We start from the raw sequence: 21,884 nt of genomic DNA, 5'->3' as shown, positions 1-21,884 counted from the left end.
TCTGGTCCGCAGCTCAAACACCACGCTGAGCTGCGGACCATGGCTCACGTCACAGACAGGAACGCGACGGAGATGTCTGCTGCTCGAACCCGAGTCACGGCATCAGGGCATCCCAAGCAAAATCCAGGCCGTAACGCCGCCCAACTGGCCTGTGGAGCTACGCCGTTCCAACCACCCCTCCGGCATCCTCACTCTCGTCGAGCTCGTCGTTCTCGATCTCCACATCCTCGACCTTGACCACCGGATCGCCACTGGCCTCAGACAGCTCCAGGCCGAGCCACCCCTTGAGTCGCGTGTAGGCCAGACGCAGGAGGGCGTCAGCACGCTGATCCATGAACGTCGGATTCAACTCGTCCTCACGCTGACCCAGCGCCCGCAGGTGCGGGAGGTAGCGCGACATGGACGCTAGCTCTTCAGTCGCCTGCGCGAAATTCAAGCCAGAACTGTCGAGGATCGACTTCGCGTCGTCGGCCGTCGGGGCACCGAGTGCCGCATACAAGACCTTCTTCTCGTTCCAAGGCCGCGAGCTGAGGGACGCGTTGGCAGCGTTTGGCGCCAGGACCAGATTGCCCAGCTTGTGGACGGTCTCCTTCTCGCTGTAGAAATCCTCATCCCACCCACCCGTGGCCTGCTGCGGTGCGATGTGTTCGATCGTGAAGTGCGGCTCGTCCGCCCAACCGTCTGCGGTGAAGCACGAGGCGACCCCCGCCTTGCCTTGGATGATCAGTCCCGGACTCTCCGGATCTTCAATTGTGTCGTGATACGCAGCCAGAAGAAGGAAACGCGTCAGCGGGCGGCTAATCTTGTAGAGCGGCAACGCGGAAGCAGCTGCCACGAACGACGCCAAGTTTGGGACGCCGCCGAGCTTAGGGTCCGACAAACGCGCCGCAAGTTCCTTCTTCAGCGCCTCAGCGTCGACGATCGGATCAGGCTTCAATGCATCCGGCACTGCCCGCTGCCGAGCGAGCGGTCCAATGCCGGTGAGCGAGTCTCCGGCCATGACCGCCCGGTACTGGCTGTCGATGTTGCCCGTGCCGCGGCGGGTTGCTCGCCAGAAGACTGTGAAGGCAGCGATTGCCTTGATCGCCTTCTCGAACTCGGCGATGCGCTCGGTCCTCGCCTCCCCTTCGTCCGCGTGGACAGCTTCGGAGTAGAAGCGCACGAGCGGCGCGATGGCAATGGTGTGATTGAGTGAATTAAGGAAGGCCAGACACAACTTCACAGTGTCCGTCATGGCAGTCGCTTCTAGACCGGGTAGCGCGCGAGGAGAGCTGTTCGCAGGCTCCCATGCATTCCCGACAAAGGCCGCAGTGTCACGCAGGTGGCGCAGGTACGCGCTTCGATCCTCTGCCGAATCCTTGTGGTCCTCAAAGGTATCGCGCATGTAGACCCGTTGATCCGGGAGGCGCTTGGAGAGCTTCTCCCCAGTCTCTGCCAACGCGAAAGTGACCAGCAGGTCTCGAGTTGCGTTCTGAAGCTTGTCTCCGACATCGAAACGGTCCAGGTAGCCCTGAACCGCCTTCATGTACGCGTGTGCGTCGGAGTCCTGGTAGTCCTGAATCTTCTCTGCCATCACCACCCGAGGGAGGAAGGTCTCGAAGGCGGTCAGCGGCTCGCCCGTGGTATTCAACGACTCGAAGATCGTGAAGGCATAGTCCTCGTCCTTGCCTTGCACGACCGTCAGAGCGATGCGGTTCAAGCCATAGGCAGCAAACATGACGAGTCGCATCAGCTCAGCCTCGGGCTCGTCTTGCAACTCCCCCAGCCAAGCGCAGAGCTCGGGGTCGAGTTCGTGATTGAAGAGCGCACGCTGGAACTCGATGTTGGTGGCAAGGGTGGCTAGCGGCGGCAGATCCTCCAGCTCCTCGATGGACTTTCGCTGCGACAGCTTGGTCAACCCCATACGGATCTCGTTGAACCTCTTGATGAGGTCGCCTTCGCCTTCACCCGCATTCTGTCGCGCCGTCGGCCTGAAGTCCGTCGGCTTAGAAGACGGCAGCTCACTGTCGGCTAGCGATGAGTACGTGTAGATAAGGTTGGCGATCGGCGAATCATACTGCTTGAGCTTCTCGTCCCTGGCCCACTGATCCACGAAGGCTCGAATGAGGCGCGGGTAGATCGGCGTAGATCCGAAGTTCTTTCGCTCATAGAACGCCGCCGCAAGCATCTGCAGGATGTCGCTCGTTTCCGAGTAGAGGTGCGTCCGAGCACTGTCGGTCGGCTCCGGCGTCTTTCCCTTGAAGACCTTCCATGCACGCTGACGAATGAGATTGTGCAGGCCGACTAGCAGGATAAGGAGGCTCGACAAACGCTGCTGCCCATCGATCACGGTAAGGACCTTGGACGGGACCTCGGACTTGACGATCGGCTTCACCGTGACGTGGTTGACATCATGGATGGTGATGACGGTCCCCAAGAAGGTGAAGCTGTCCGGCGCCTTGCCCAGATTCTTGAGGCCATGCAGTGTGTCGTCGAGCAATTTCTCGACCTTGTCTTTGCCCCAGCCGTACGGACGCTGGTAGGGCGGCAGGTAGAGGCCCAGACCATTGTCAGAAAGCAGCTCGCGGACACTCTTGCTCTGCGCCTCGAATATTTCCTTGGCCTGCGTAGGCATGCGTATTTCCTTTTCCGTTCAGCAGGTTCGGTCAGATCAGATGCAGCATCACACTGGAAGGGGCCTGCGACCGGTATTTCTATTCAACGGTCGTGTCGTCGATGTCGCGAAGTGCGATGAAAGCAGCAAGACAACAGATCGAGTCCTCGAACTCGGCAAGCCGGTTAGGGCCGTGCGCGACGTCACCGAGGAGGCGTCCGATCTTGGGGAGCTCCAGCTGCATGCAGGCCGATAGAGAGGAACATAGAGCTCGCGACTGTGCTCACTGAGGAATTGAGGAACTGGGATAGGTGCCAAATCAAAGAGCTCGCGATTTCCCATATCCCCGATTTCTCTCCGTTACCGTTTCGCGCCGGTGGGTGAGCCGTCACTCATGGTGGCATACGAGTGGTCGTCGGAGGCAGCAGGAGCGGCATGCGCCCATCATGCCCCACATGTGACGTTGCGTCACTCCATCACAGAGAAGCTCGACTTGTCATGGGCGAGCGTGCTGTGTTCCTTCGGAAGGTCTGACTCGGAGTCTGGGCAAGATGACAACCTCAAGCGGGACAAGCTGGTTGGAAGTCGGGAAAACAACAGCGGCCCCAGCTCGGACTGCTGGGGCCGCTGTATGTGGTGCGCGTCAGAGGTGGCAGACGGAGCAGCCAGCCTCGTCATCGTCGGAGTCGAGCGCGTCCGAGAGCACCTCCAGGAGGGGCCGGTTGGGCTTGACGCGCTTGGCTGCACGTTCGAGGGCGGCCTGGTGCTTGGCTTCGATCTCGTCCTTGCGCTCTATGAGTTCCGGGAGCGACTCGCCTTGCGACCAGGTGTAATTGCGGCCCTTCATGGCGGTGTGCCGGAAGCGGACCTTGTCTTCGTACTCCACGGCCTTGTCGTACAGGTCCGGGTGGCGCTCCTTGAGGCCGACCCACTCGTGCTTTCGCTGGAAGAAGCAGAAGTAGCAGCCCGATCGCGTGCGCCACTCGTAGTAGCCAGGGAGTCCAATGCCGGCTTCATCGAGGATGCGCATCACGCCGTCCTTGTCGATGCCGTCCTCGCGGAAGGGGAAGACGGCATCGATGTTCGGCTTGGTGCTGACGTAGCCGAGGCGGTTCTCGTCGGCCCGGATCGCGACGTATGAGATGACCTTGTCGTCGCCGACCCACTCCTCCAGCGGCTTGATCTTCAGATTCTTGGTGCACCAGCGCATCTGGGGGCTGGGCAGGGTGCCCTGGTAGACCTCCATCCAGTGATCGAAGTCCCGGTCGGCGTTGAGTCGCTCGATGGGCTTACCGAGGGCCGCTTCCAGCCGGTTGAGGTACTCGTACGTCTCTGGCAGTTCGGCACCGGTGTCGCAGAAGAAGTACTCCATCTCCGGCACGCGATCGCGCATGTAGATGGCAAGCGCCGACGAGTCCTTGCCGCCTGAGATCCCCAGGACGTGGCGAACCTTCTCCTGGGTGACTGGATCCGTCATGCCCCCTCCTTCGTGTCAGTTGCTGTGACAGCCGGCCCGTCGGCAACGCGTTGTGCAAGAGCGGCGAGCAGGATCCGTGCACCGTCGGGTCCGAGGGCCTGCTCAGCCTGCTGCAGTACGTCGGCCGCGAGCTGGTCGGCCTGTCCGCGGGACTGTTCCGGCACGTAGATCAGCGTCCGTCGTTCCGCCCCTGTCTTGTCCGTCAAGGTCAACAGCCGCGTCTCCAGATTTACTTCCTGCTCGCGGGGCTCGCTGCTGTCCTGGTAGAGGTGGGCGACGCGGTCGAGGGATGCGGACATCTCGCGTGCAAGGCGAGGGAAGATGCCTGCGTCCCGGTCATCCCAGTCTCCGAGTGCCTTGTTGGTGAGACGGACCACGATCGGGTCGAGCCAGTCCTCGTCAGCGAGGCTCTCGCTGAGCACGAAGTCGACGAAGCCCCGCAACTCCGGGTTCAGCGACACCGTGGCGAAGCCGCTCAGCCGCGCAGCGAGTGTCGACCGCAGCTCGGGAAGCGTCGTAGGCAGACGGAACTCTTCGGCGAGAACCGCGACCACTTCTTCCCGCAGCGTGCGTTCGATTCCGGTGATCTCGTCTGCCGCTGCGGTCAGCCGGTCGGCATACTCCGTGGCGGCTGCCGCGTTGGCGCGGGTGCCTGCTTCGACGGGGGCGAGGCCCAGCGCCTTGGGCAGAGCCCGGAAGAGCAGGTCGTCCGGATCCTGGGAGTTTGCCAGGGCGTTGCGCACGGCGAGCGCATCCGGAGAGATGCGCTTGGTCTTGCGAGCGTAGCTGTTCAAAACCATGACGCGTTCGAGCAACGCCCTGGCTACGGACAGCAGATCAGGGTTACGCAGTGCCTGTGAGCGTGGTGGTTCGACCTTCAAAGACACCAGGAGCTTCTTGATCACGCTGGCGCGCTGCCCCTGTCCGACCGGCGTGTATTTCACGTCGAAGCGGGCTGGGGCGGCGAGGATGCGGTCGACGACGTCCGGCGTCAGCCGGGGCAGGTAGGAGCCTTCTTCGAAGAGGGCGACATCGTGTCGGCGGATCACCAGGGCGGTGACGACCAGCAGCGGCCAGACACCGGCCTTCACCCCGTAGGGCGGGCTCATTAGGACCCGGATGATCTGGTCGAGGCTGGTACGCCGGGTTGCTGCGTCCAGCGCCTTCTGCAGCGCCTCCCAGACTGGCTGGGCGTGCTCGTGGCCCTCGCCTGGAGCGGAGAAGCCGTAGGGCAGCAGGCTGTTGGGGGATTTCTCGGCCTGGATGGTGCTGTTGGCCCGGTGCAGGCCGAGGTAGGCCAGCGCGCCGCTGTAGATGGCTCGCTCCGGACCGTACCTTCCGGCCGTCGCGTCGAAGCCCAGATATTGCTCGCCGGAGCGGGTGAGCATCGCGTCCAGCACATCGCTTCGGGCACGGGCGGCGTTGCTGGTGAGCGAGTGCCGTCCGAGCATCTCGTTGCGAATGTGCGGGGTGTGCGGGAAGACCTTTTCGCAGGCGAGGGAGACGAGGCCGCTGAGGCTGCGGGCCGGCAGGCTCGAGCTGTCGGGAGACGCCTCAGGGGCCAGGCCGGCGTTCCACAGGTCCCAGGTGGCGTCCTGGGTCGGCGGGTAGAAGGCCGTCTGAATGACCTCCCGCAGCTCGGCCTCCGCCTGGACGGCTCGGTCGGTGACCTCGCGCCGGGCGACGTGATCGAGTTCCTTGTCTTCGAGCAGCTCTTTCAGAGCGATGAGGTGCGTGGCGGAGTTGAGTACCACGTCGGGGTGCGTGGTTGTTCCGAGAATCACCGGCAGCGTCGAGTTGACGGTGGGCAGCTGGTCCCGGGCGCCGAGGTGGAAGACGAGGAGGCCGTCGGCCGGGTCCTTCAGCTCGTCCGGCGCCTGGATCTCGCGGGTCTCTGGGCCGCTGACGGCGGTGAGGAACACCCGCATCATCCCGGTGACCTGGCTGTGGCGGCCAGCGACCACGGCGCTGGGGAGGTGTGCGCCCAGGCGCTGGACGATGGAGGCATCGTCGAGGTGACTGATGATCTCCTTCAGGCGGGCGTCGATGTCGAAGTCTGTGCCCTGCCAGACACGGTACTCACCGCTGAATTCCCGGTGGACGAGGAAGCCGCGGCGGACGAGGTCGGCGAGCTGCTCCTCAAGGCCGGCGAAGGCGCTTGCGTCGGTCAGGTCGGTCGGGTCGTGGAGCGCGAGGTGGATCATCTCGCTGGTGGCGCTGAGTGCGCCGTCGGCGTCGATGAGGTTCAGAACGCCGATGGTCTTCAGCAGTGCCTGGTCGGCGTCGGGCAGTCCGTTGGCTTCCTTGATGCGTGCGTCGACTTCGATCCAGCGGCCAGCGTTGGAGGCCGCGAGCAGAGAGGTCCGGCCGGAGTTGAGGAAGTAGTCGTACAGCTGTGACAGCTGCACGGTGCTGGCGCGTTCGGCATCCGGCCGGGAGTGTGCGGCCAGCGAGTCGCGGACGGTGTTGGGCTCTCCGCTGTTGAGGAAGCCCGACAGGCTGCGGTCGTGCTGGCCGATTTGCGCCGCCAGGATCGGCGCAGCGATCGCCGTCAGTGGGTGCAGCGGGTACAGGTTGGCAAAGTCGTCGCTGGCCAGCTCGGTAAGGACGTTCAGGCCATGGTTCTTCCACGCGAGGGCTGATGCCTGGGCCGAGGCGCGGATGAGGTCCTGGCCCGCTGCGTCGACCGCGGAGTGGTCCAGACGCCGGCGCAGGAGCTGCAGGGAGTCGCCGTGGTGCGGGACGAAGGTGACGTCTTCGAAGCGGCCCTGGATCTTTGCCCATTCGCGGATCTTGAGCTCACTGGAACGTGACGCGTAGTCCATGAACGACAGGTGCTGCAGGGTGACCAGGAAGACCGGCAGGCCGTTGGGCCCGGCGCTGTGCTCGGCGAGCTCCTGCAGGAGGAAGAGATCGTTCTCGGCGCCGGAGAATTCGTTGTGTCCGGCAAGGTGCTCCAGGGTCTTGCCGAACTCGTCGATGATCAGCAAGAGCGGCTGCTGATTGTCGGTCAGGGCCTTGATGGCGGCCATGACCTGCTTCGTCTTCGGCCCGGTCGTCATCGGGTCTTCGCAGGCCGCGAGTGCTGCGACGACGTTCTTCGGGATGCGCTTGCCCCAGCGGCGCTTTGCCGCGGTGTCCAGCGCACGGGTCACGGTGGTGACCAGTGGTTCCCGCCGCGCGGTGGCCACGGCTCCTAGGAACCCTGTTCCCGTCCGCTCAGCCCGAGCTGTGGCGAGACGCTCGGCGAGGGCTGGGCTGGTGTCCGCAAGGATCCGGTGAGCCTCGTCGCGGCGGTCCTCGTCACGGCCGAGAAGCGCGTCGATCAGGTTAGCCAGCGTGGACTTCCCGGAGCCGTAGGGTCCGGTGAAAGACCAGGCTCGGGGACGCCGCAGGTCGCTGACAGCGTTGGCGATGCGCTCCAGTACGTCAACTGCCTTCGCGCCGACATACGGTCCGTGCAGTTCGTCCTCGACGTCGCGTTCGAGGTTGGTCGACCGCATCTGGGAGCCGACCAGTTCGATTCCGGCCGGGAACTGAGGGGTTGCCTCGTCCTGCGGGGTGCGGGAGGTCCGCGTGGGAGCTGCGGTGGTCACGCGTTCTCCTGAGTCGTGAACTGCTGCTGGTGGTCCTGGGACTTGCGTTCAGCCTTCTCGGCCTTCTCGGCCTCCTCCGCTTCGGCCAACTGCGGGTACTGCGCGCTCCATTCGTCCCGGGTGGGAAAGCCGGGGCGCCGGGTGACGTGGTCGTACTGCTCGTCGAGGATGTCCCAGGCGAGCGCCCTCGGATCGCTGGAGAAGGACATGGTCCGCTGGCCGACGGCGTCCACCCGGTTGAGTTCCGGACGACCCACGGCGACCTTGTCCAGGGCGGCGACAATCTCAGGCTCCCGGACCCGGAAGGCCCGGCCAGGCGCTCCGGGCTCGTTGGCAAGCCGCGCCAGAGAGATGGAGCCGGAACCCTCGGTGTCGCGGGCGGCATAGTCGAGGCAGGCATAGACCAGAACGTGGGCCGGGAGAGAGGTGCGCGTGCCAGTCGTGAACTGCCACTCCTGCTTGCCCCGGGTGCCCACAGAGGTCAGCAAGTCCAGCTCACGGAAAGGGCAGGCCAAGAGGTCTTCATAGGTGGCGCGGGAACCGCTCTGTTCGACAGGCGTGCGCGCATACATCTTGGTCAGGCACTCGACATCCCGGGTGATCGACGCCTCAACCGGTCCATCACTGAAAGAGAAGTTGACATGCCGCGTCACGACCTGCGTCATATCCGCGACGGTGAAGCGAGAGAACGGAGCAAGGTGAAACGCCGTGTACCACGCGGGAGCCCAGCATTTGGCGCCCGGCCGCGACGACACGAGCCACCAGTGCAACAGCCACAGGCTGCCAGGTTCCTCAAGGTAGGGATCGGCGCCATCCTTCTCGTCGAGCAGCCACCGCGCTTCCCAAGTCGGGGACGCGTACTGGGCCTTCGTCTTACCCGCCGGGTCGGCGTGCTCACGGGTGAGCTTGAACGCCTTTGACCAGTACCGCATGGCATGGACCATGTTCTTACCCACGCCGAGCAGGACCGGAGCATCTTCAGCGAGGAAAGCAGCCGGATTCTCCTTGACCTGCATGTACGCCTTATGCAGCCAGCCGAAGCGGGGGGCGAAGGTCTCATGGCGCGCGAAGCTGGAATGTGCGGCTTCCGCGAGCCTGCTGTCTGCCATACGAGGGCCTCTCAAAGCACGAAGAGATAAAGGGAAACGTTGAAGTCAGTGAGCAGCCGCGCCGGCTGTCGCTGCCATGGCAGCGCGCACCTGGTGGACCGCACGCACCACCGCCTCGGCGGCTGCGGCGATCTCTTCCTCGGTTGTGGCGTAGCCGAGCGAGAAGCGCACAGTGCACTCCGCTTCCTCCCGGCTCAGCCCCATAGCGAGCAGGACATGGCTGGGAGTTGGGGCTCCCGAGGCGCAGGCGCTTCCGTCGGATGCGGCTATGTGCGGCATGGCGGCCATGACTGCGTCAGCCGGGGCGCCCGCAAAGGTGATGCTTGCCACACCGGGCAGGCGGGGTGCTTGTTGCCCGTTGATACGGCATCCATCCACAGCCGCGGTGACCATGTGTTCGAGCTGATCGCGCAGTTGGGTCACGCGGGCGACGTCGTCGGCAAGGTCACGGCTGACGGCCGCAGCGGCAGCTCCGGCACCGGCGATCCCGGGCACGTTGAGTGTGCCGGCCCTCCACCCCTTCTCCTGCCCACCACCGGTGATCAGCGGCCTGAACGGCAGCGGAGTACCGCGTCGTACGAACAGTGCACCAACGCCTTGAGGGCCGCCGAACTTGTGGGCCGACAGGGACAGAAGATCGACGTCCACTTCGGAAAGGTCCAGGGGCAGCCGGCCGATCATCTGTGTGGCGTCCGTGTGGACCAGCGCGCCTGCGGCATGCGCCGCCTTGACGACCGGCGTGAGGTCGGTGAGAACCCCGGTTTCATTATTGGCTGCCATCAGGGAGACGAGACCCACATCGCCCCGGCCGAGCGCTTCCTCCAGGGCCACGGTTTCCACCAGGCCGTCCACCCGCATTGGCAAGACGGTCAGCGATCCCGGCTCGTTTTGGGCCAGATCCCGGGCTGTCTCCAGCACCGCAGGGTGCTCTGCACCACCCGTCACAATGCGGGCACTGCGGCGATGAGCCGCGCGCAGCGCGAGATTGTTCGCTTCGGTTGCCCCCGACGTGAAGATGATCTCCCCGGGTGAGCAGTTCAGCAGGTCAGCAAGGTGCCGACGAGCGACTTCTACGCGATGGGCGGCGTCCCGGCCAGGGTGATGCACACTCGACGCGTTACCGACGGCCTGCAGGGCGTCCACAACGGCCGCCAACGCCTCGGGCCGAATTGGCGCCGTCGCGTTGTAGTCGAGATACGCCGAAACCGGCCCATCAGACTCATCCCTCATGCCCCACCTCGTCTCGCTCAGCACCGCACACAATCTACTCCTGGTGGAACCCGGACGTGCGCACCGGGGGCAGCACCAGGAGTGAGTCGCGATCGAAGCGATCGAGATCGATCAGTCCGCGAAACCGACACTCAGCCCGGAGCGCAAACTGTAACTCGAACTAATGTTCCCTATCGCTTGGGTGCCTGCAACCGGTATTGGGAAAGGACATCGACGCAGAAGCGGCACGGGATCCTCTAGGGGGCCTACCGCACGTCATCAGCGCCCCTGAGCTGCGAATATCGATCGCTGAGATCCGAGTGTCAGTGGGTGGGTTTATGGTGATCGGGCACTGTAACTCTGGGGCGACTCAGAGTTGCGGGCAGCTCGGCATGCACAGAACTGAGGCGGGAGCTCCGCAAGTTGACGGTCACTCAGACATTGGGGGAAATCTCCCCTGTTCCGCAGGGGTGGTGAATCGATGACAGCGTGGTCGCCCGGCCTGTCCTTCCAAGCCGTGCTGGACAGCGCTCCCATGCCGTACATCCGCGAGCGGCTCGGCAAGCACATGTGCGCTCTGCTTGACCTCATCGACGGCGGAAGCGCCGGCGATGAGCGGCTCCGGGCAGTCGCTGCCGTGGCGGTGGACGCCGAGAAGCTCGTGTCCCATCAGACGGACCGCGAGGAGCTGCTGCGGCTCCTGCCCGCCGACAAACAGACGGAGCTTGCCCAACGTCTTGGGGCGGACGGCGCGGGCACCGATGCCCTTCTCTACCTGAACGGTCTGAAGTGGGCGAGTGAGCAGCAGCGGCAACTGCTGGAGTTCTTCGGCTTCAGCGTCGACAGGGCGCCTGCGCTGCCCCCGCTCTTTCGGCAAGACGCCGAACCGGAGTACGGGCTGTTCCCCCACCAACGGCGCGCAGCCGCACGCGTGAAGGAGTTGCTGTACGACGGACCGCGGCGGGTTGTTCTTCACCTGCCGACGGGCGTGGGCAAGACCCGCACCGGAATGAACCTGATCGCCGACCATCTGCGACAGCACGAGCCCACCCTCGTGGTCTGGCTGGCGCGTGGGCAGGAACTGCTGGAACAGGCGGCTGCGGAGTTCGAGCGCGCGTGGTCCAAGCTCGGCGACCGTCCGATTACGGTCGTCCGGATGTGGGGCGAGGCGCCCACCGATGTGGAGGCGCTGACAGACGGCCTTGTCATCCTGGGGCTGGAGAAGGCCGTCTCCGCGGACAAGAGCGATCCTGAGCTTCTCCGCAAACTCGCATCGCGCAGCACCCTCACCGTCTTCGACGAGGCTCATCAGATCATCGCGCCGACCTACCAGCGAGTGGTGGACGCCCTCACCATCCGCCCCGATGCCAGCTTGCTGGGCCTGACGGCCACCCCTGGCCGAACCTGGGCGGACGTCACGCAAGATGAGCGGCTGTCGGACTTCTTCGCCCGCCAGAAGGTCATGCTGCAGATCGACGGATACAGCAACCCGGTAACCGCCCTCATCGAACAGGGCTACCTGGCCAAGCCCATCATGAAGACCGTCGCCTCCGAAGCCGGCCTGCATCTGTCCGCGCGCGATCAGCAACTCCTCGCGAAGTCCTTCGACATCCCGTCGGACATCATCGCGTCGCTGGCCAGCGACGAGCAGTGGAACCTCAAGGTCGTCCAGACCGTGCTGGAGCTACTGGAACGCCAGCACCGCAGGATCCTGGTATTCGCGGCCTCCGTTGACCATTGCCGCCTGATCGCCGCCGTCCTGTCGGCGCTCGGCCTCGACGCTGACTTCGTCACCGGCGAGTCCTCTCCCCGGCACCGGAACGACGCCATCAGACGCTTCAAGGGCGCCGGCCGACGCCCCATGATTCTGTGCAACTTCGGGGTCCTGACCACGGGCTTCGATGCCCCGGCGGCCAGTGCTGCCATCATCGCCCGACCGACCAAGTCGCTGGTCCTGTACAGCCAGATGGTCGGCCGGGTCATCCGCGGCCCCAAGGCCGGAGGAACCGCAACCTGCGAGATCGTCACCGTCGTCGACCCGGAGCTGCCCGGGTTCGGGGACGTGGCCGAGGCATTCACCAACTGGGAAGACGTATGGGAGACCGCGTGACCGGCGAGGGAAGCAAATACCGGATCGTCAGCCCTTCGCTGACCGTCAAGGCCATGCGCGACAGCGGCTACAAGAACACCGCCTACGCGCTAGCCGAGCTGATCGACAACAGCATCGACGCGGAAGCCACGCTGGTTCAGGTCTTCGCCTGTGAGAGCCCAGTGCAGGGCGCCACGCAGACGAGGCACCGGGTGGACACCATAGCTGTCCTTGACAACGGCAAGGGGATGGACGCCGAACGCCTGCGGCGCGCCTTGAAGTACGGCGACGGCCTCGGGGGTGACCGCAACCGCATCGGGCGATTCGGCATGGGTCTGCCCAACTCCAGCATGTCCCAGTGCACCAAGGTCGAGGTCTGGTCATGGACCAATGGGGCCCCGAACGCCATGTACACCTACCTCGATCTTGAGGAGATCAACGGCGGACTCGACGACGTCCCCAGTCCCGTACACCGCCCCGTTCCGGAGTACTGGAGCGACCTCAGCGAGTCACCGCTGGGCACCACCGGCACCCTCGTGGTCTGGTCGGACCTTGACCGGGTCAAATGGCACGGCGCCGGCGCCACCCTGCGCAACACTGCCGAGCTGATCGGCCGTGTGTACCGGCACTACCTCCACGACGGCAGGGTGGAGATCAAGATGGCGCCGGTCCGCGAAGCAAAGGTCCTCGAAGGAGACAACGGGGCGTACTTCGCCGAGCCCAACGACCCCCTGTACCTCATGGACTCAACGGGGACGCCGCCCCCGTTCGGGAATAAGCCCATGTTCGAGCCCTTCGACATGGGCAACGAGAAGGAACCCGGGGTCGCCTACTTCCCGATCACGGTCGACGGGACGAAGCACAACGTGAAGGTGCGGGCATCCATCGCCCGGCCCGAGGCCCGCCGCGCCGACGTCGAAGGTCACCCGTGGCCCGACAACGCGAACCCCAACGGGAACCCCGGTTTCCACCCGTGGGGTCAGCATGCTCGTCGGAACATCGGGATTTCCCTGGTCCGGCAGGGGCGCGAACTTGACCTCGATTCCAAGTGGGCCATCGGGTACGACCCCGTCGAGCGCTGGTGGGGCATCGAGGTGGAATTCCCCCCGGAGCTCGACGACATCTTCGGCGTCACGAACAACAAGCAGACCGCCACGGTCTTCTCGTCTCTCGCCCACTTCGACTGGACGGCCGAGGCCGAGGGGGACGAGACGCCCAAGGCGTTCAAGGACCGCATCGCCGAGTTCGGCGACCCGCGCCTTCCTTTGATCGATCTCGCGGTCTACCTGGAGAAGAACCTCCTGCCCGCAATGCGGCGGAAGCTGAGGCAGCAGACGCTGGGCAACCGGGGAGGCAAGAAGCGCCACGACGACGTCGTCACGTCCAAGGCCACGGACGCGGTGAAGCGCCGACAGGAGGACGGTCATACGGGAACGACCGACCGCCTGGCAGAGGAGGCCACCGAGAAGGACAAGCGCCAGGAGCAGTTCGCAGCGCTCACCGAGCGGCATCACCTCGACGAGCACACCGCCCAGTCCATGGTCGACGAGGCACTGGAGAAGGACTGGCGTGTTCGCTGGATCTCCAGCCCGCAGGACTCCACGGCATTCTTCAACATCGACCTTATGGCCGGCATGCTGCAGGTGATCTTCAACACCGAACACCCGCTGCACAGCGAGCTGATGACCGTCCTTGAAGACGTGCCTGAAGACGCGAGCGAGACCGAACTCCGCCAACGCCTCGCCCGCGCCTCCGACACCTTCAAACTCCTCGTCTTCTCCTGGGCCCGCATGGAGGACGAGATCCCCAACAAGCGGGACCGCGCCAGGATCTCGGACGCCCGGCGCGACTGGGGCCGCTACGCCCGCGACTTCATCGAAGACGGGAGCGATGACGAGTGACGCAGCCGGACCACGTCTGGCAGCAGATAGCCGACCTGATGAAGGGCGCCACCACGCGAGTGACCCTCGTGGCGCCCTTCATCAAAAAGACCGTCTTCGAGGAGACCCTCGCCTCGGTGCCGGCCTCGGTGGAGAAGATCGAATGCGTCACGCGCTGGACTCCGGCGGAAGTAGCCGCCGGAGTCTCCGACCCCGAGATCATCGAGGCAGCGGAGCGGGACGAACGCGTGCAGATCACTCTCTGCCCCTCGCTGCATGCCAAGATCTACGTCGCCGACGACCGATGCCTGGTCGGATCCGCAAACCTGACCGGCAAGGCCACCGGCCGAGTCCCCAACGCCAACGTGGAGCTCTTACTGGATGCACCCCTCACGCATCCCGAAGTGCAGCGCGTTCTCAGCCAGATCGAGTCCCACTCGGCAGCGGCCACACCCGTGGTGGCCGCCCTTGTTCGGCAGCAGGCAGAACTTCTGAAGGAGGAACGCATCACGTCCCCGGCCGAGGGTGGACCCGCCCCACTCTGGTACCCGGAGACGAGGCGCCCGGAGAACGTGTTCGCGCTCTACAGCGGGCGAACACGGTTCACCTCCCCGGTTGAGGCCGGCATCATCCAGGACCTTGCCATGCTCGATATCCCGGCAGGTTTGGCCGAGCACGACTTCAACACGGCGGTCGAAGCTCGGCTGCACGCCATCCCAGAACTCCACAAGCTGCTCGTCGGCGAGCGCCTCAGCAACATCGAGCTCCAGAAGGCCATCGTGGAACGGACAGGAGACCCAGAAGACCAGGCACGGAGGACGACCGAGACCCTCGCGGCCTGGCTGCAGCACTTCGGCCGCTATTACACCGAGGTGGGCTCGTGGGAGCTGCGGCCAGGACGGGAGCACACCTAAGATCTGCGTGCACGGCGTAGGGCGGCGGAGCACTCCCTCGCCCATCGCCACCCCACGGAGACGAAGGTGATGGGAAGGCTCCTCATGGCACAGGTGCGGGTCCCGTTCCTGCTGGGCCATGCCGAAATCGCCTCCCTCTATCGAGTGGAGCGCCAAACATCGCAGAAATGGCGGACAGAGGGCGCCCTCGCCGCACCTGACCTGGTCGCGTCCGGCAACCCGTACTGGCTGCTGGCGACGGTAATGCGGCTAGACGGCGTCGGCGACCGCCACGTGGCGCGAGACCGGCTGGCCTCCTACAAGACCGGCATCCCCCGCGGCTACGAGGTCCAGGACAAGGAGGACCTGCCCGTCATTCTCGGCATCCAGGAGGCCGCCCGCGTCCTCGCGCGGGACGCGCAGGCGATCTCCCGATGGCGTAACCGGCGACAGATCGCCGAGGCTGACTTGACCCTCTCCGGGTCCCCTCTCTGGCTCCTGGAGACCATCGTGGATGATGCGCAACAGCGGCAGCGCACCATCCTCTCGTCCGAGGTCGAGCTGCTGCGTACAGGTCACCGCGCCCCGCAGAAACCACGTGGGCGTAGGCAAAGAGAGCACCTCTCCCAGCCGCGACACAAGGCCCCGCCCGCAGCACGAACATTCACCGGTGCCGACCAAGCAGCCGCGGCCGAGTTCCTGGCAGCAGTCCTGGCGGAGGGACACTCTGTGGTCATCGAGCCGCGACCTTAGTCGGCCTCTCCCTACCTGACTGGGACGGATCCCCAGGACGCTATGCCGCCTAAGGGCCGTCCCGTAATCGATCTTCAGGCGCTCTGGCGGCGGTCCTCCGGCGGGCGACGGTGATCTTGTGCAGGCGAACGATGCCGAGCAGGACGGCTGCACGTAGGCTGCCCCTGGCTCGGCCTAGTCACTGGGACAGGCTCGCCGGGGGGTGATTTACCTGATAGCTCGTCATCGGTCTGAAGCTGCAGCATCAGTGGCTCGCCGGGTTGGCAGAGCCCTGGGGGTGGTCGCCGCCGCGGCGGCCGTGCTGGCGGCGCTGCTGTTGTCGCCTTTCGTGCTGGAGGACGTCTCTGGCTCCAAGGGGGTGGACTGGAACAGACTGAGTCAGGTCGGCGCGGCGTACGGCTTCACGTCTGCGATCGTCTCGGCACTCGCGTTGGCCGGCGTCGCTGCTTCGCTGGTTGTTCAGAACCGCCAGGCCAGGGCAGAGCAGGTCCAGGGGATCCGCAGTTACTACCTTGAGCTGGTCCGCCTGGAACTGGACGACATGGCGCTCTATCAGCCGGTTTGGGGCGCCACGGACATCGCCGATCCCCATGAGCGCAAGCGGCATGTCTATGCCGACCTGATGATGAACTACGCGTGGATGGGCTTCGAAATCGGGACCCTTCGCGAGCCTCTTCTGCGGGACATGCTGGCCGGGATGTTCACCGGAGACTCTGGGCGGCACTACTGGAGCAGGGCCCAGATCTCATGGACCGCCAGCTCGTCCGGAAGCCGTATCGGTCGTCGGTTCCTGGCCATTGTGGACGAGGAGCACGCTCGTGCCATCGCTGCCGGACCACCAACGCCGTCGGCCGCCGCACCTCATCCACCTGACGTGCCCGTCGCCGGAGCAGCGCCCGCATGGCGGACGTCAGTCGGCGCCCTGATCGGCCTGGGCGCCGGCTTGGCGCTCGGATCCCTCCTGCGCAGCCGACGCTAAAGGTTGTCGGCTACGGGTTGGATGATCACAGTGTAGGTTCTCACAGGCCCGAACGAGTGTTGAGAGACTCCAGATATGGGATCTTGGGGAACGTTGGGGCCGGCGTTGATGTCTCTAGCGGGCGTTGCCCTCGGCGCGGGCGGATCGCTGTTGGGCCAGTACCTCGTGTCACGAGCCAGCACCAGGCAACTGGAAGTGCAGGAGTCAGCCGCGCACCGCGCGGAGCTCAAGAACGCGGTCCTGAAGTTTCTGAGCATTGCGTCGCAGGTGGAGAAGGCGGCGCTCACGCCCTCGGACGCTGGCGGCACCGCGGTCGATACCGTGCACGGCCAACTCGTCGATGACCTGTGGCTCGCGCAGGCGGAGATCGACCTGGCAGCCAGGAGCGAGCCCCTGCGGGGCGCTACCTATCGTTATGCCTTCCGCCTCGCTGAGGCAGCCCGGGGTGAGATAGCCGACGCGTCCGCACTTCGCGGGCCACAGGTGCAGTTCATGGACGCCGCCTATGACGATATGTGGCCTGGCCAGCGACGGGCAGCCGGAATACCCGCCACATCGCAGTGAGACGATCTTGCTGTGGCTGGTGTGATCACGGCGTCGGAGCCGTCCTGGATAGCCCCGTTCACCGGGCTGAGCTCGCGGCAGTTCAGCAAGTTGAACACGGCGCTGCGGCGCGAGGGCGCGGACCCGGTGCGTAGAGGCCGACCGTGGAGTCTGCCGTTGGAGGATCGAGTGTTGCTGGTCGCGGCCTACTGGCGCACGAACCTGACAATGCGCCAGCTGGCCCTGCTGTTCGGCATCTCGAAGTCGGCGGCAGACCGGATCATCGACCACCTGGGCCCGCTGATGTCCCTGCAGCCGCGGCGCCAGTTCTCCAAGGACACCGTGCTGATAGTGGACGGCACCCTCGTGCCCACCCGCGACCACGAGGTAGCCGAGCAGTCCAAGAACTATCGGTACTCCACCAACCATCAGGTCGTGATCGACGCCGACAGCCGACTCGTCGTCGTGGTCGGTCGACCGCTGCCCGGCAACCGCAACGACTGCAAGGCGTGGCAGCTGTCCGGAGCCAAGGACGCTGTCGGCAGGACCACGGTGATCGCAGACGGCGGCTACCGGGGTACCGGACTGGTGATTCCGCATCGCCGCGAGCGCGGTCAGACCGAACTGCCAGCGTGGAAAGAGGAACACAACGCCTCCCACCGCAAGGTCCGCGCTCGCGTCGAGCATGTCTTCGCCCGCATGAAGGGCTGGAAAATCCTCCGCGACTGTCGTCTGAAAGGCGACGGAGTCCACCACGCCATGCGCGGCATCGCCCGTCTGCACAACCTCGTCCTCACGGGATAAGAGCAGAGACCACCGGTCGGCCCACCGCGCCCCCAACCCGTAGAAGATCGTTTGCGGGACAACCCTTAGCTTAGCTAAGCAGTGTTCGCCGACAGCTGTGAGAGAAACACTTGATACCTCTATGCTTCATCCATACTGTCTCTCACATGCCGATCTTGTCACGCACCCCCGGAGCCCACCACGACAACCCTACGAAAACGGACCCACGGGCCGTCCTCGACCTGGCCGTTCACCAGCCAAGTGAAAGCCCGATGAGGGTCATCTCCTACGGAGGCGGCGTCCAATCGACCGCGCTGCTGGTGCTGGCCGCCCAGCGCGAGATCGACTTCTCCACCTTCCTCTTCGCCAATGTCGGGGACGACAGCGAGCACCCGGCGACCCTCGCGTACGTTCGCGAGATCGCCATCCCTTACGCCGAGCGTGCGGGACTGCACATCTACGAGCTCAAGCGACGCCGCCGTGACGGGGCCACGGAAACCCTCATGCAGCGGCTGAACCGGCCGGATACCCGGTCGATCCCCATCCCGGTCCGTATGGCCAACGGCGCTCCTGGCCGCCGCAACTGCACCGCAGACTTCAAGATCAAGGTGGTCGGGCGGTGGCTTCGGGAGCATGGCGCCACCGCGAAGGCACCGGCGGCGGTCGGCATCGGCATTTCGCTCGACGAAATCCATCGCGCCAACCGTCGGCGGAGGGAAGCCCACGAGGTCATCGAGTACCCCCTCCTCGACCTCGGGCTGCGCCGAGACGACTGCGAGCGCATCATCACCGAGGCCGGCCTGCCAGTACCGCCCAAGAGCTCCTGCTTCTTCTGCCCCTTCCGTACCGTCGACGCCTGGCGTCACCAGCGTCGCCACGAGCCCGAATTGTTCGCACAGTCGGTCCGGCTGGAGGAGACGATCAACCGCCGACGGGCGGCGCTCGGCCGGGATGACGTCTATCTCACGCGGTACGGGATCCCGCTCACCCAAGCCATCCCCGATGAGAGCCCGGGGGAAGGCGAAGTCGATGAGGGTGACGGGGCATGCGACTCCGGCTGGTGCATGACCTGATGCCTGCCGAGCAGGCCACGACGGGCGGGCCCGAAGCCATTGGCGTCGGGCCCACCCGTCGTTTGCCTCTAGTCTGCCGACGTGGCCGTCGCAGGGCGCTGCTGGTGGCGGAATCAGAGCTCGGGCGGCTCGCCGGACTGGAGGTGGAGAACGGCGAGGTACTCGCCGTAGGGCATTTCTTCATCCACCCATCGGCTGCCGCCTGCGGAGTCGGGAATCCACATGCCGTCGAGAAGGTACTTGTCGTCGAAGACAGCAACGCGGTTTTCCTTCACCGCTGCGGTCATCAGCAGCTGGATCCCCAGCAGCAGTACCGTGGAGGCTTCCTTGGCCGCACAGACCTCGGCGTGTCCGGTGGGAAAGACCTTTCCGTCATCGTCGCTTCCCGGCTCGGGGATGGCGGCGCGGCCCCGGACGGCCATTTCGTGCAGGACAATCGCCTGGGTCACCGCTGCCGCCACCGAAGGGCCAGCGCCCGGCACGCCGTCCGAGGCATGCGTCCGCAAATGGTCGGCGACCGCATGCGCGTGCACCGGCCATGCGTCGGCATGGTGTTGCAACTGCTGCTCAGCGGCCTCCACCGCCAGACCAGGCTCCGCGGTGTCCGGGTACAGCAGCCGGACGAATCCTTCGAGTGCTGCGCGCAGGTAGCCGAGACGGACCTGGTGCTGCTGCCACTCCTCCATCATCTCGGTCCAGACGGCGTCGAAGTCGAGGCCCGCTGAGCACATGCCGCCGTCGTCGTAGGACATGTCGAACGTCACCGTGCGCAGGCCCTGGGCGAGGCGCAGCCACTTGTAGGCCGTGTCCCAGCCGTTCTGCGCCCCGGGGGCTCCTGTGACGGCGGAGGCATGCTCCACCCAGTCGGTGAGTTCACGGACATGGTCCTCGGGCTCGGACAGCGCGAGGGTGGACAGGGTTCGGTATGAGGGCAGGCAGGAGCCCTCCATCCGGGTGGTGGTCATGGGTGGAGCGTGGCACACGGCACTGACAATCACGGCGGTGCCGAAAGCCGGAGCGAGGCTCAGGTGCTGGTGGTGCGCCGTACGAGCCTGTGGCCTCGCAACTCCCGCTCGCAGCGAACGAGTTCGCGCTCCCACCCCTCTTCTGTGCCGATCAGGTGCGGGCTCTCGTAAAGACCGGCGCGGACCTCGGCGTCCGTGAGCCTCCGGTACTTGGGTGCGTCGGGATCATCCTCGGCAAGGAACTCGTGCTTGCGGTGCAGCAGGGGACGGTTGGTGGAGTCCGCGTACGAGGTGAAGGAGGACTTGAGGGTCTTCAGGTCGACGGCATACGAGGCCGCGATTCGCGGGTGGGGATCCGCGTCGAACTCGGGATAGTCGAGCCAGCTGACCCCGCGGCCCTGATGGCGGAGCTTGACGACAGACCACTCGCCAGGACGGCCGGCGGCAATGCTCGCGCACTGCTCGTACAGGCGCAGCACGGCCGGGATCCGATGGAGTGCGCGGCGGTGAACGTACAGGGCGGTCGCGGTGAACTTGCCGGCGATCGATCCGTTCATCGCCCGGCGGACGTAGGCGTCGTCGCGCAGTTTGAACAGCAGCCGATCCGCTCGGTGGCACGCCTCGGTGTACGACGGGAAGAAGGCACGGATGTCCAGTTGAACTGGCAGGGGCAGACTGCTGACCGGGCCTCGGCCGTGAAACAGCTCCAGCGCGAGGAACTGCAGTGTGTCGAGGGCTCCGCGCTCGGCGCTTCGTTCTACCTTCGCGGGGTCGGCTTCCTGCTCGGCAAGGCGCTTGAGTTCAGCGGGGCGCAGGTGGCCAAGGAGGCTGATGATGGGCTGCGGCATTTCCTCCAGCTGAGGCATCCTGCCGCGCTGTTCGAGATGATCGACGACCGAGGTGATCGCCGAGGCGGTGTCCTCGGACGCCATCCACCCCCCGTCAGGAGCGACCTGTCGGGCAAGGTAACTCAGGCGGGCCGCATCGTCCTTGAACGCGTAAACGATGCCGGGCGCCGCCGACACGCAGCGGACGCCGGTGGCCTCCTCGACGTAGTCGCGCAGCTCGCCAGCGGCGTAGAGGCGCTGGAAGGTGCGGCGCTGCGTGAGAATGCCGTCGCCGTACTCCGCGCCTTTGATCTGGTTACGCTCCCACCTCAGCCGCGCGGACACGACCAGCACCGATTTAGCGAGGTCCCAGGCTCGAAGGAGCGTCTCGCGTCGTTCGGCGGGATCCTCAATGACGTTCAGGACGTAGGTGAGAAGGACCACCTCGGCCGGCTCACGCCGCCCGTCCGGGAAGTGGACCGGGTCCCACCCCGCGGCGTCGAGGCCGAGGTGCTGCAGTGCCCGTACATCGCCGCCACGTCCGCACCCGTAGTCCAGTACTCCCGTGTCGGGTTCCAGCTGGAGGTCGCCGACGGCGCGACGAGCCGGCAGCGAGAGGCCGACTCGGCCGATCGCGGTCTGATGCCTCTGGCTACTCCAAAGCTGCTGTGTCATCGGCGTCCCCTGATTCCACGGACAGGCCAGCATGCGACAGCACCGAACTTTAACTGACACCCGATCCGGCTTACGCGGAGTCGCACCTCCCAGCTGACCTCGGGTGACGCTGCTCTCGTCACGATTGCGGGCGTGGCGGGTCGTCCACGTGACGAGGCCGAGGGGTCTGCCCGGGTTACGCCTGAAGCCGGCAGGAGGGCGCTACTGCCGCACAGGTGACCCGGATCTCCGAAGAGGTGTGCCGCTCGCTTCAGCGCAGGGTGATGGGGCACTTGGGCAGGCCGTTGGCGAGTAGCCCCGGCAATCAGGCCGAGGAGGCGTCGTGGTGGTGCAGCAGCAGGACCCGCTGAGCATCGTCGAGGGAGCGGACGCGGGCGGCTTCCCGCAAGGGTGGGCTGATCATGCCGCCCATTGTGGCGTTCATACCCTCTCTCGACGAG

At 65.4% G+C, this 21,884-nt stretch carries 15 protein-coding genes; 8 read left to right on the top strand and 7 right to left on the bottom strand.

What is annotated here, in order from left to right; genetic code table 11:
- Positions 1 to 157: 157 nt before the first annotated feature.
- From L3078_RS33845 to L3078_RS33825, 5 genes are all read right to left on the bottom strand, one after another.
- Positions 158 to 2,614 (bottom strand): DUF262 domain-containing protein, encoded by a 2,457-nt coding sequence (locus tag L3078_RS33845; RefSeq protein WP_239757725.1) that lies wholly within the window; start codon positions 2,612 to 2,614, stop codon positions 158 to 160.
- A gap of 622 nt (positions 2,615 to 3,236) precedes the next feature.
- Positions 3,237 to 4,070: a phosphoadenosine phosphosulfate reductase family protein gene (locus tag L3078_RS33840; RefSeq protein WP_239757724.1), complete on the bottom strand. Its 834-nt coding sequence runs from the start codon at positions 4,068 to 4,070 to the stop codon at positions 3,237 to 3,239.
- Positions 4,067 to 7,666: a P-loop NTPase family protein gene (locus L3078_RS33835; protein WP_239757722.1), complete on the bottom strand. Its 3,600-nt coding sequence runs from the start codon at positions 7,664 to 7,666 to the stop codon at positions 4,067 to 4,069. The genes L3078_RS33840 and L3078_RS33835 overlap by 4 nt, the downstream gene beginning before the upstream one ends.
- Positions 7,663 to 8,775, bottom strand: a complete 1,113-nt coding sequence (locus tag L3078_RS33830) for a DUF4007 family protein (RefSeq protein ID WP_239757721.1) — start codon at positions 8,773 to 8,775, stop codon at positions 7,663 to 7,665. Before L3078_RS33830 ends, L3078_RS33835 begins: the two co-directional genes overlap by 4 nt.
- A gap of 45 nt (positions 8,776 to 8,820) precedes the next feature.
- Entirely contained in the window at positions 8,821 to 10,029 is a 1,209-nt protein-coding gene (locus tag L3078_RS33825; RefSeq protein ID WP_239757719.1) for a cysteine desulfurase family protein, read from the bottom strand.
- 490 nt (positions 10,030 to 10,519) lie between these two features.
- Here L3078_RS33825 and L3078_RS33820 point away from each other — a divergent pair, with 490 nt between their 5' ends.
- The 8 genes from L3078_RS33820 to L3078_RS33785 all read left to right on the top strand — a co-directional run bounded on the left by L3078_RS33820 (position 10,520) and on the right by L3078_RS33785 (position 18,977).
- A complete protein-coding gene (locus L3078_RS33820) occupies positions 10,520 to 12,094 on the top strand; it encodes a DEAD/DEAH box helicase (RefSeq protein ID WP_239757718.1) in 1,575 nt (524 codons plus the stop codon).
- On the top strand, positions 12,091 to 13,974 hold the full coding sequence (locus L3078_RS33815) for an ATP-binding protein (protein WP_239757716.1): 1,884 nt from the start codon (positions 12,091 to 12,093) through the stop codon (positions 13,972 to 13,974). The genes L3078_RS33820 and L3078_RS33815 overlap by 4 nt, the downstream gene beginning before the upstream one ends.
- Positions 13,971 to 14,867, top strand: a complete 897-nt coding sequence (locus L3078_RS33810; protein WP_239757715.1) for a phospholipase D family protein — start codon at positions 13,971 to 13,973, stop codon at positions 14,865 to 14,867. The genes L3078_RS33815 and L3078_RS33810 overlap by 4 nt, the downstream gene beginning before the upstream one ends.
- 84 nt (positions 14,868 to 14,951) lie before the next feature.
- A complete protein-coding gene (locus tag L3078_RS33805) occupies positions 14,952 to 15,599 on the top strand; it encodes a hypothetical protein (protein WP_239757714.1) in 648 nt (215 codons plus the stop codon).
- Between the two features lie 277 nt (positions 15,600 to 15,876).
- Positions 15,877 to 16,578 (top strand): DUF6082 family protein, encoded by a 702-nt coding sequence (locus tag L3078_RS33800; protein WP_239757712.1) that lies wholly within the window; start codon positions 15,877 to 15,879, stop codon positions 16,576 to 16,578.
- A 75-nt stretch (positions 16,579 to 16,653) separates the two neighbouring features.
- Positions 16,654 to 17,142, top strand: a complete 489-nt coding sequence (locus L3078_RS33795; protein ID WP_239757711.1) for a hypothetical protein — start codon at positions 16,654 to 16,656, stop codon at positions 17,140 to 17,142.
- 12 nt (positions 17,143 to 17,154) lie between these two features.
- Complete coding sequence (locus L3078_RS33790; RefSeq protein ID WP_239757709.1) at positions 17,155 to 17,925, top strand: transposase; 771 nt, start codon at positions 17,155 to 17,157, stop codon at positions 17,923 to 17,925.
- A gap of 251 nt (positions 17,926 to 18,176) precedes the next feature.
- Entirely contained in the window at positions 18,177 to 18,977 is an 801-nt protein-coding gene (locus tag L3078_RS33785; RefSeq protein WP_420864198.1) for an adenine nucleotide alpha hydrolase family protein, read from the top strand.
- A 113-nt stretch (positions 18,978 to 19,090) separates the two neighbouring features.
- On the opposite strand, the gene L3078_RS33780 is transcribed toward L3078_RS33785, so the two are convergent.
- Positions 19,091 to 19,942, bottom strand: coding sequence for a hypothetical protein (locus L3078_RS33780; protein ID WP_239757707.1), 852 nt, complete (start codon positions 19,940 to 19,942; stop codon positions 19,091 to 19,093).
- Between the two features lie 59 nt (positions 19,943 to 20,001).
- Positions 20,002 to 21,444, bottom strand: a complete 1,443-nt coding sequence (locus L3078_RS33775; RefSeq protein WP_239757706.1) for a DNA phosphorothioation-associated putative methyltransferase — start codon at positions 21,442 to 21,444, stop codon at positions 20,002 to 20,004.
- Positions 21,445 to 21,884 lie beyond the last annotated feature (440 nt).

This window comes from Streptomyces deccanensis, from assembly GCF_022385335.1.
Classification (GTDB): Bacteria; Actinomycetota; Actinomycetes; order Streptomycetales; family Streptomycetaceae; genus Streptomyces; species Streptomyces deccanensis.
The sequence above is the reverse complement of the archived record's forward strand: the minus strand, read 5'-3'. Positions and strand labels throughout refer to the sequence as shown.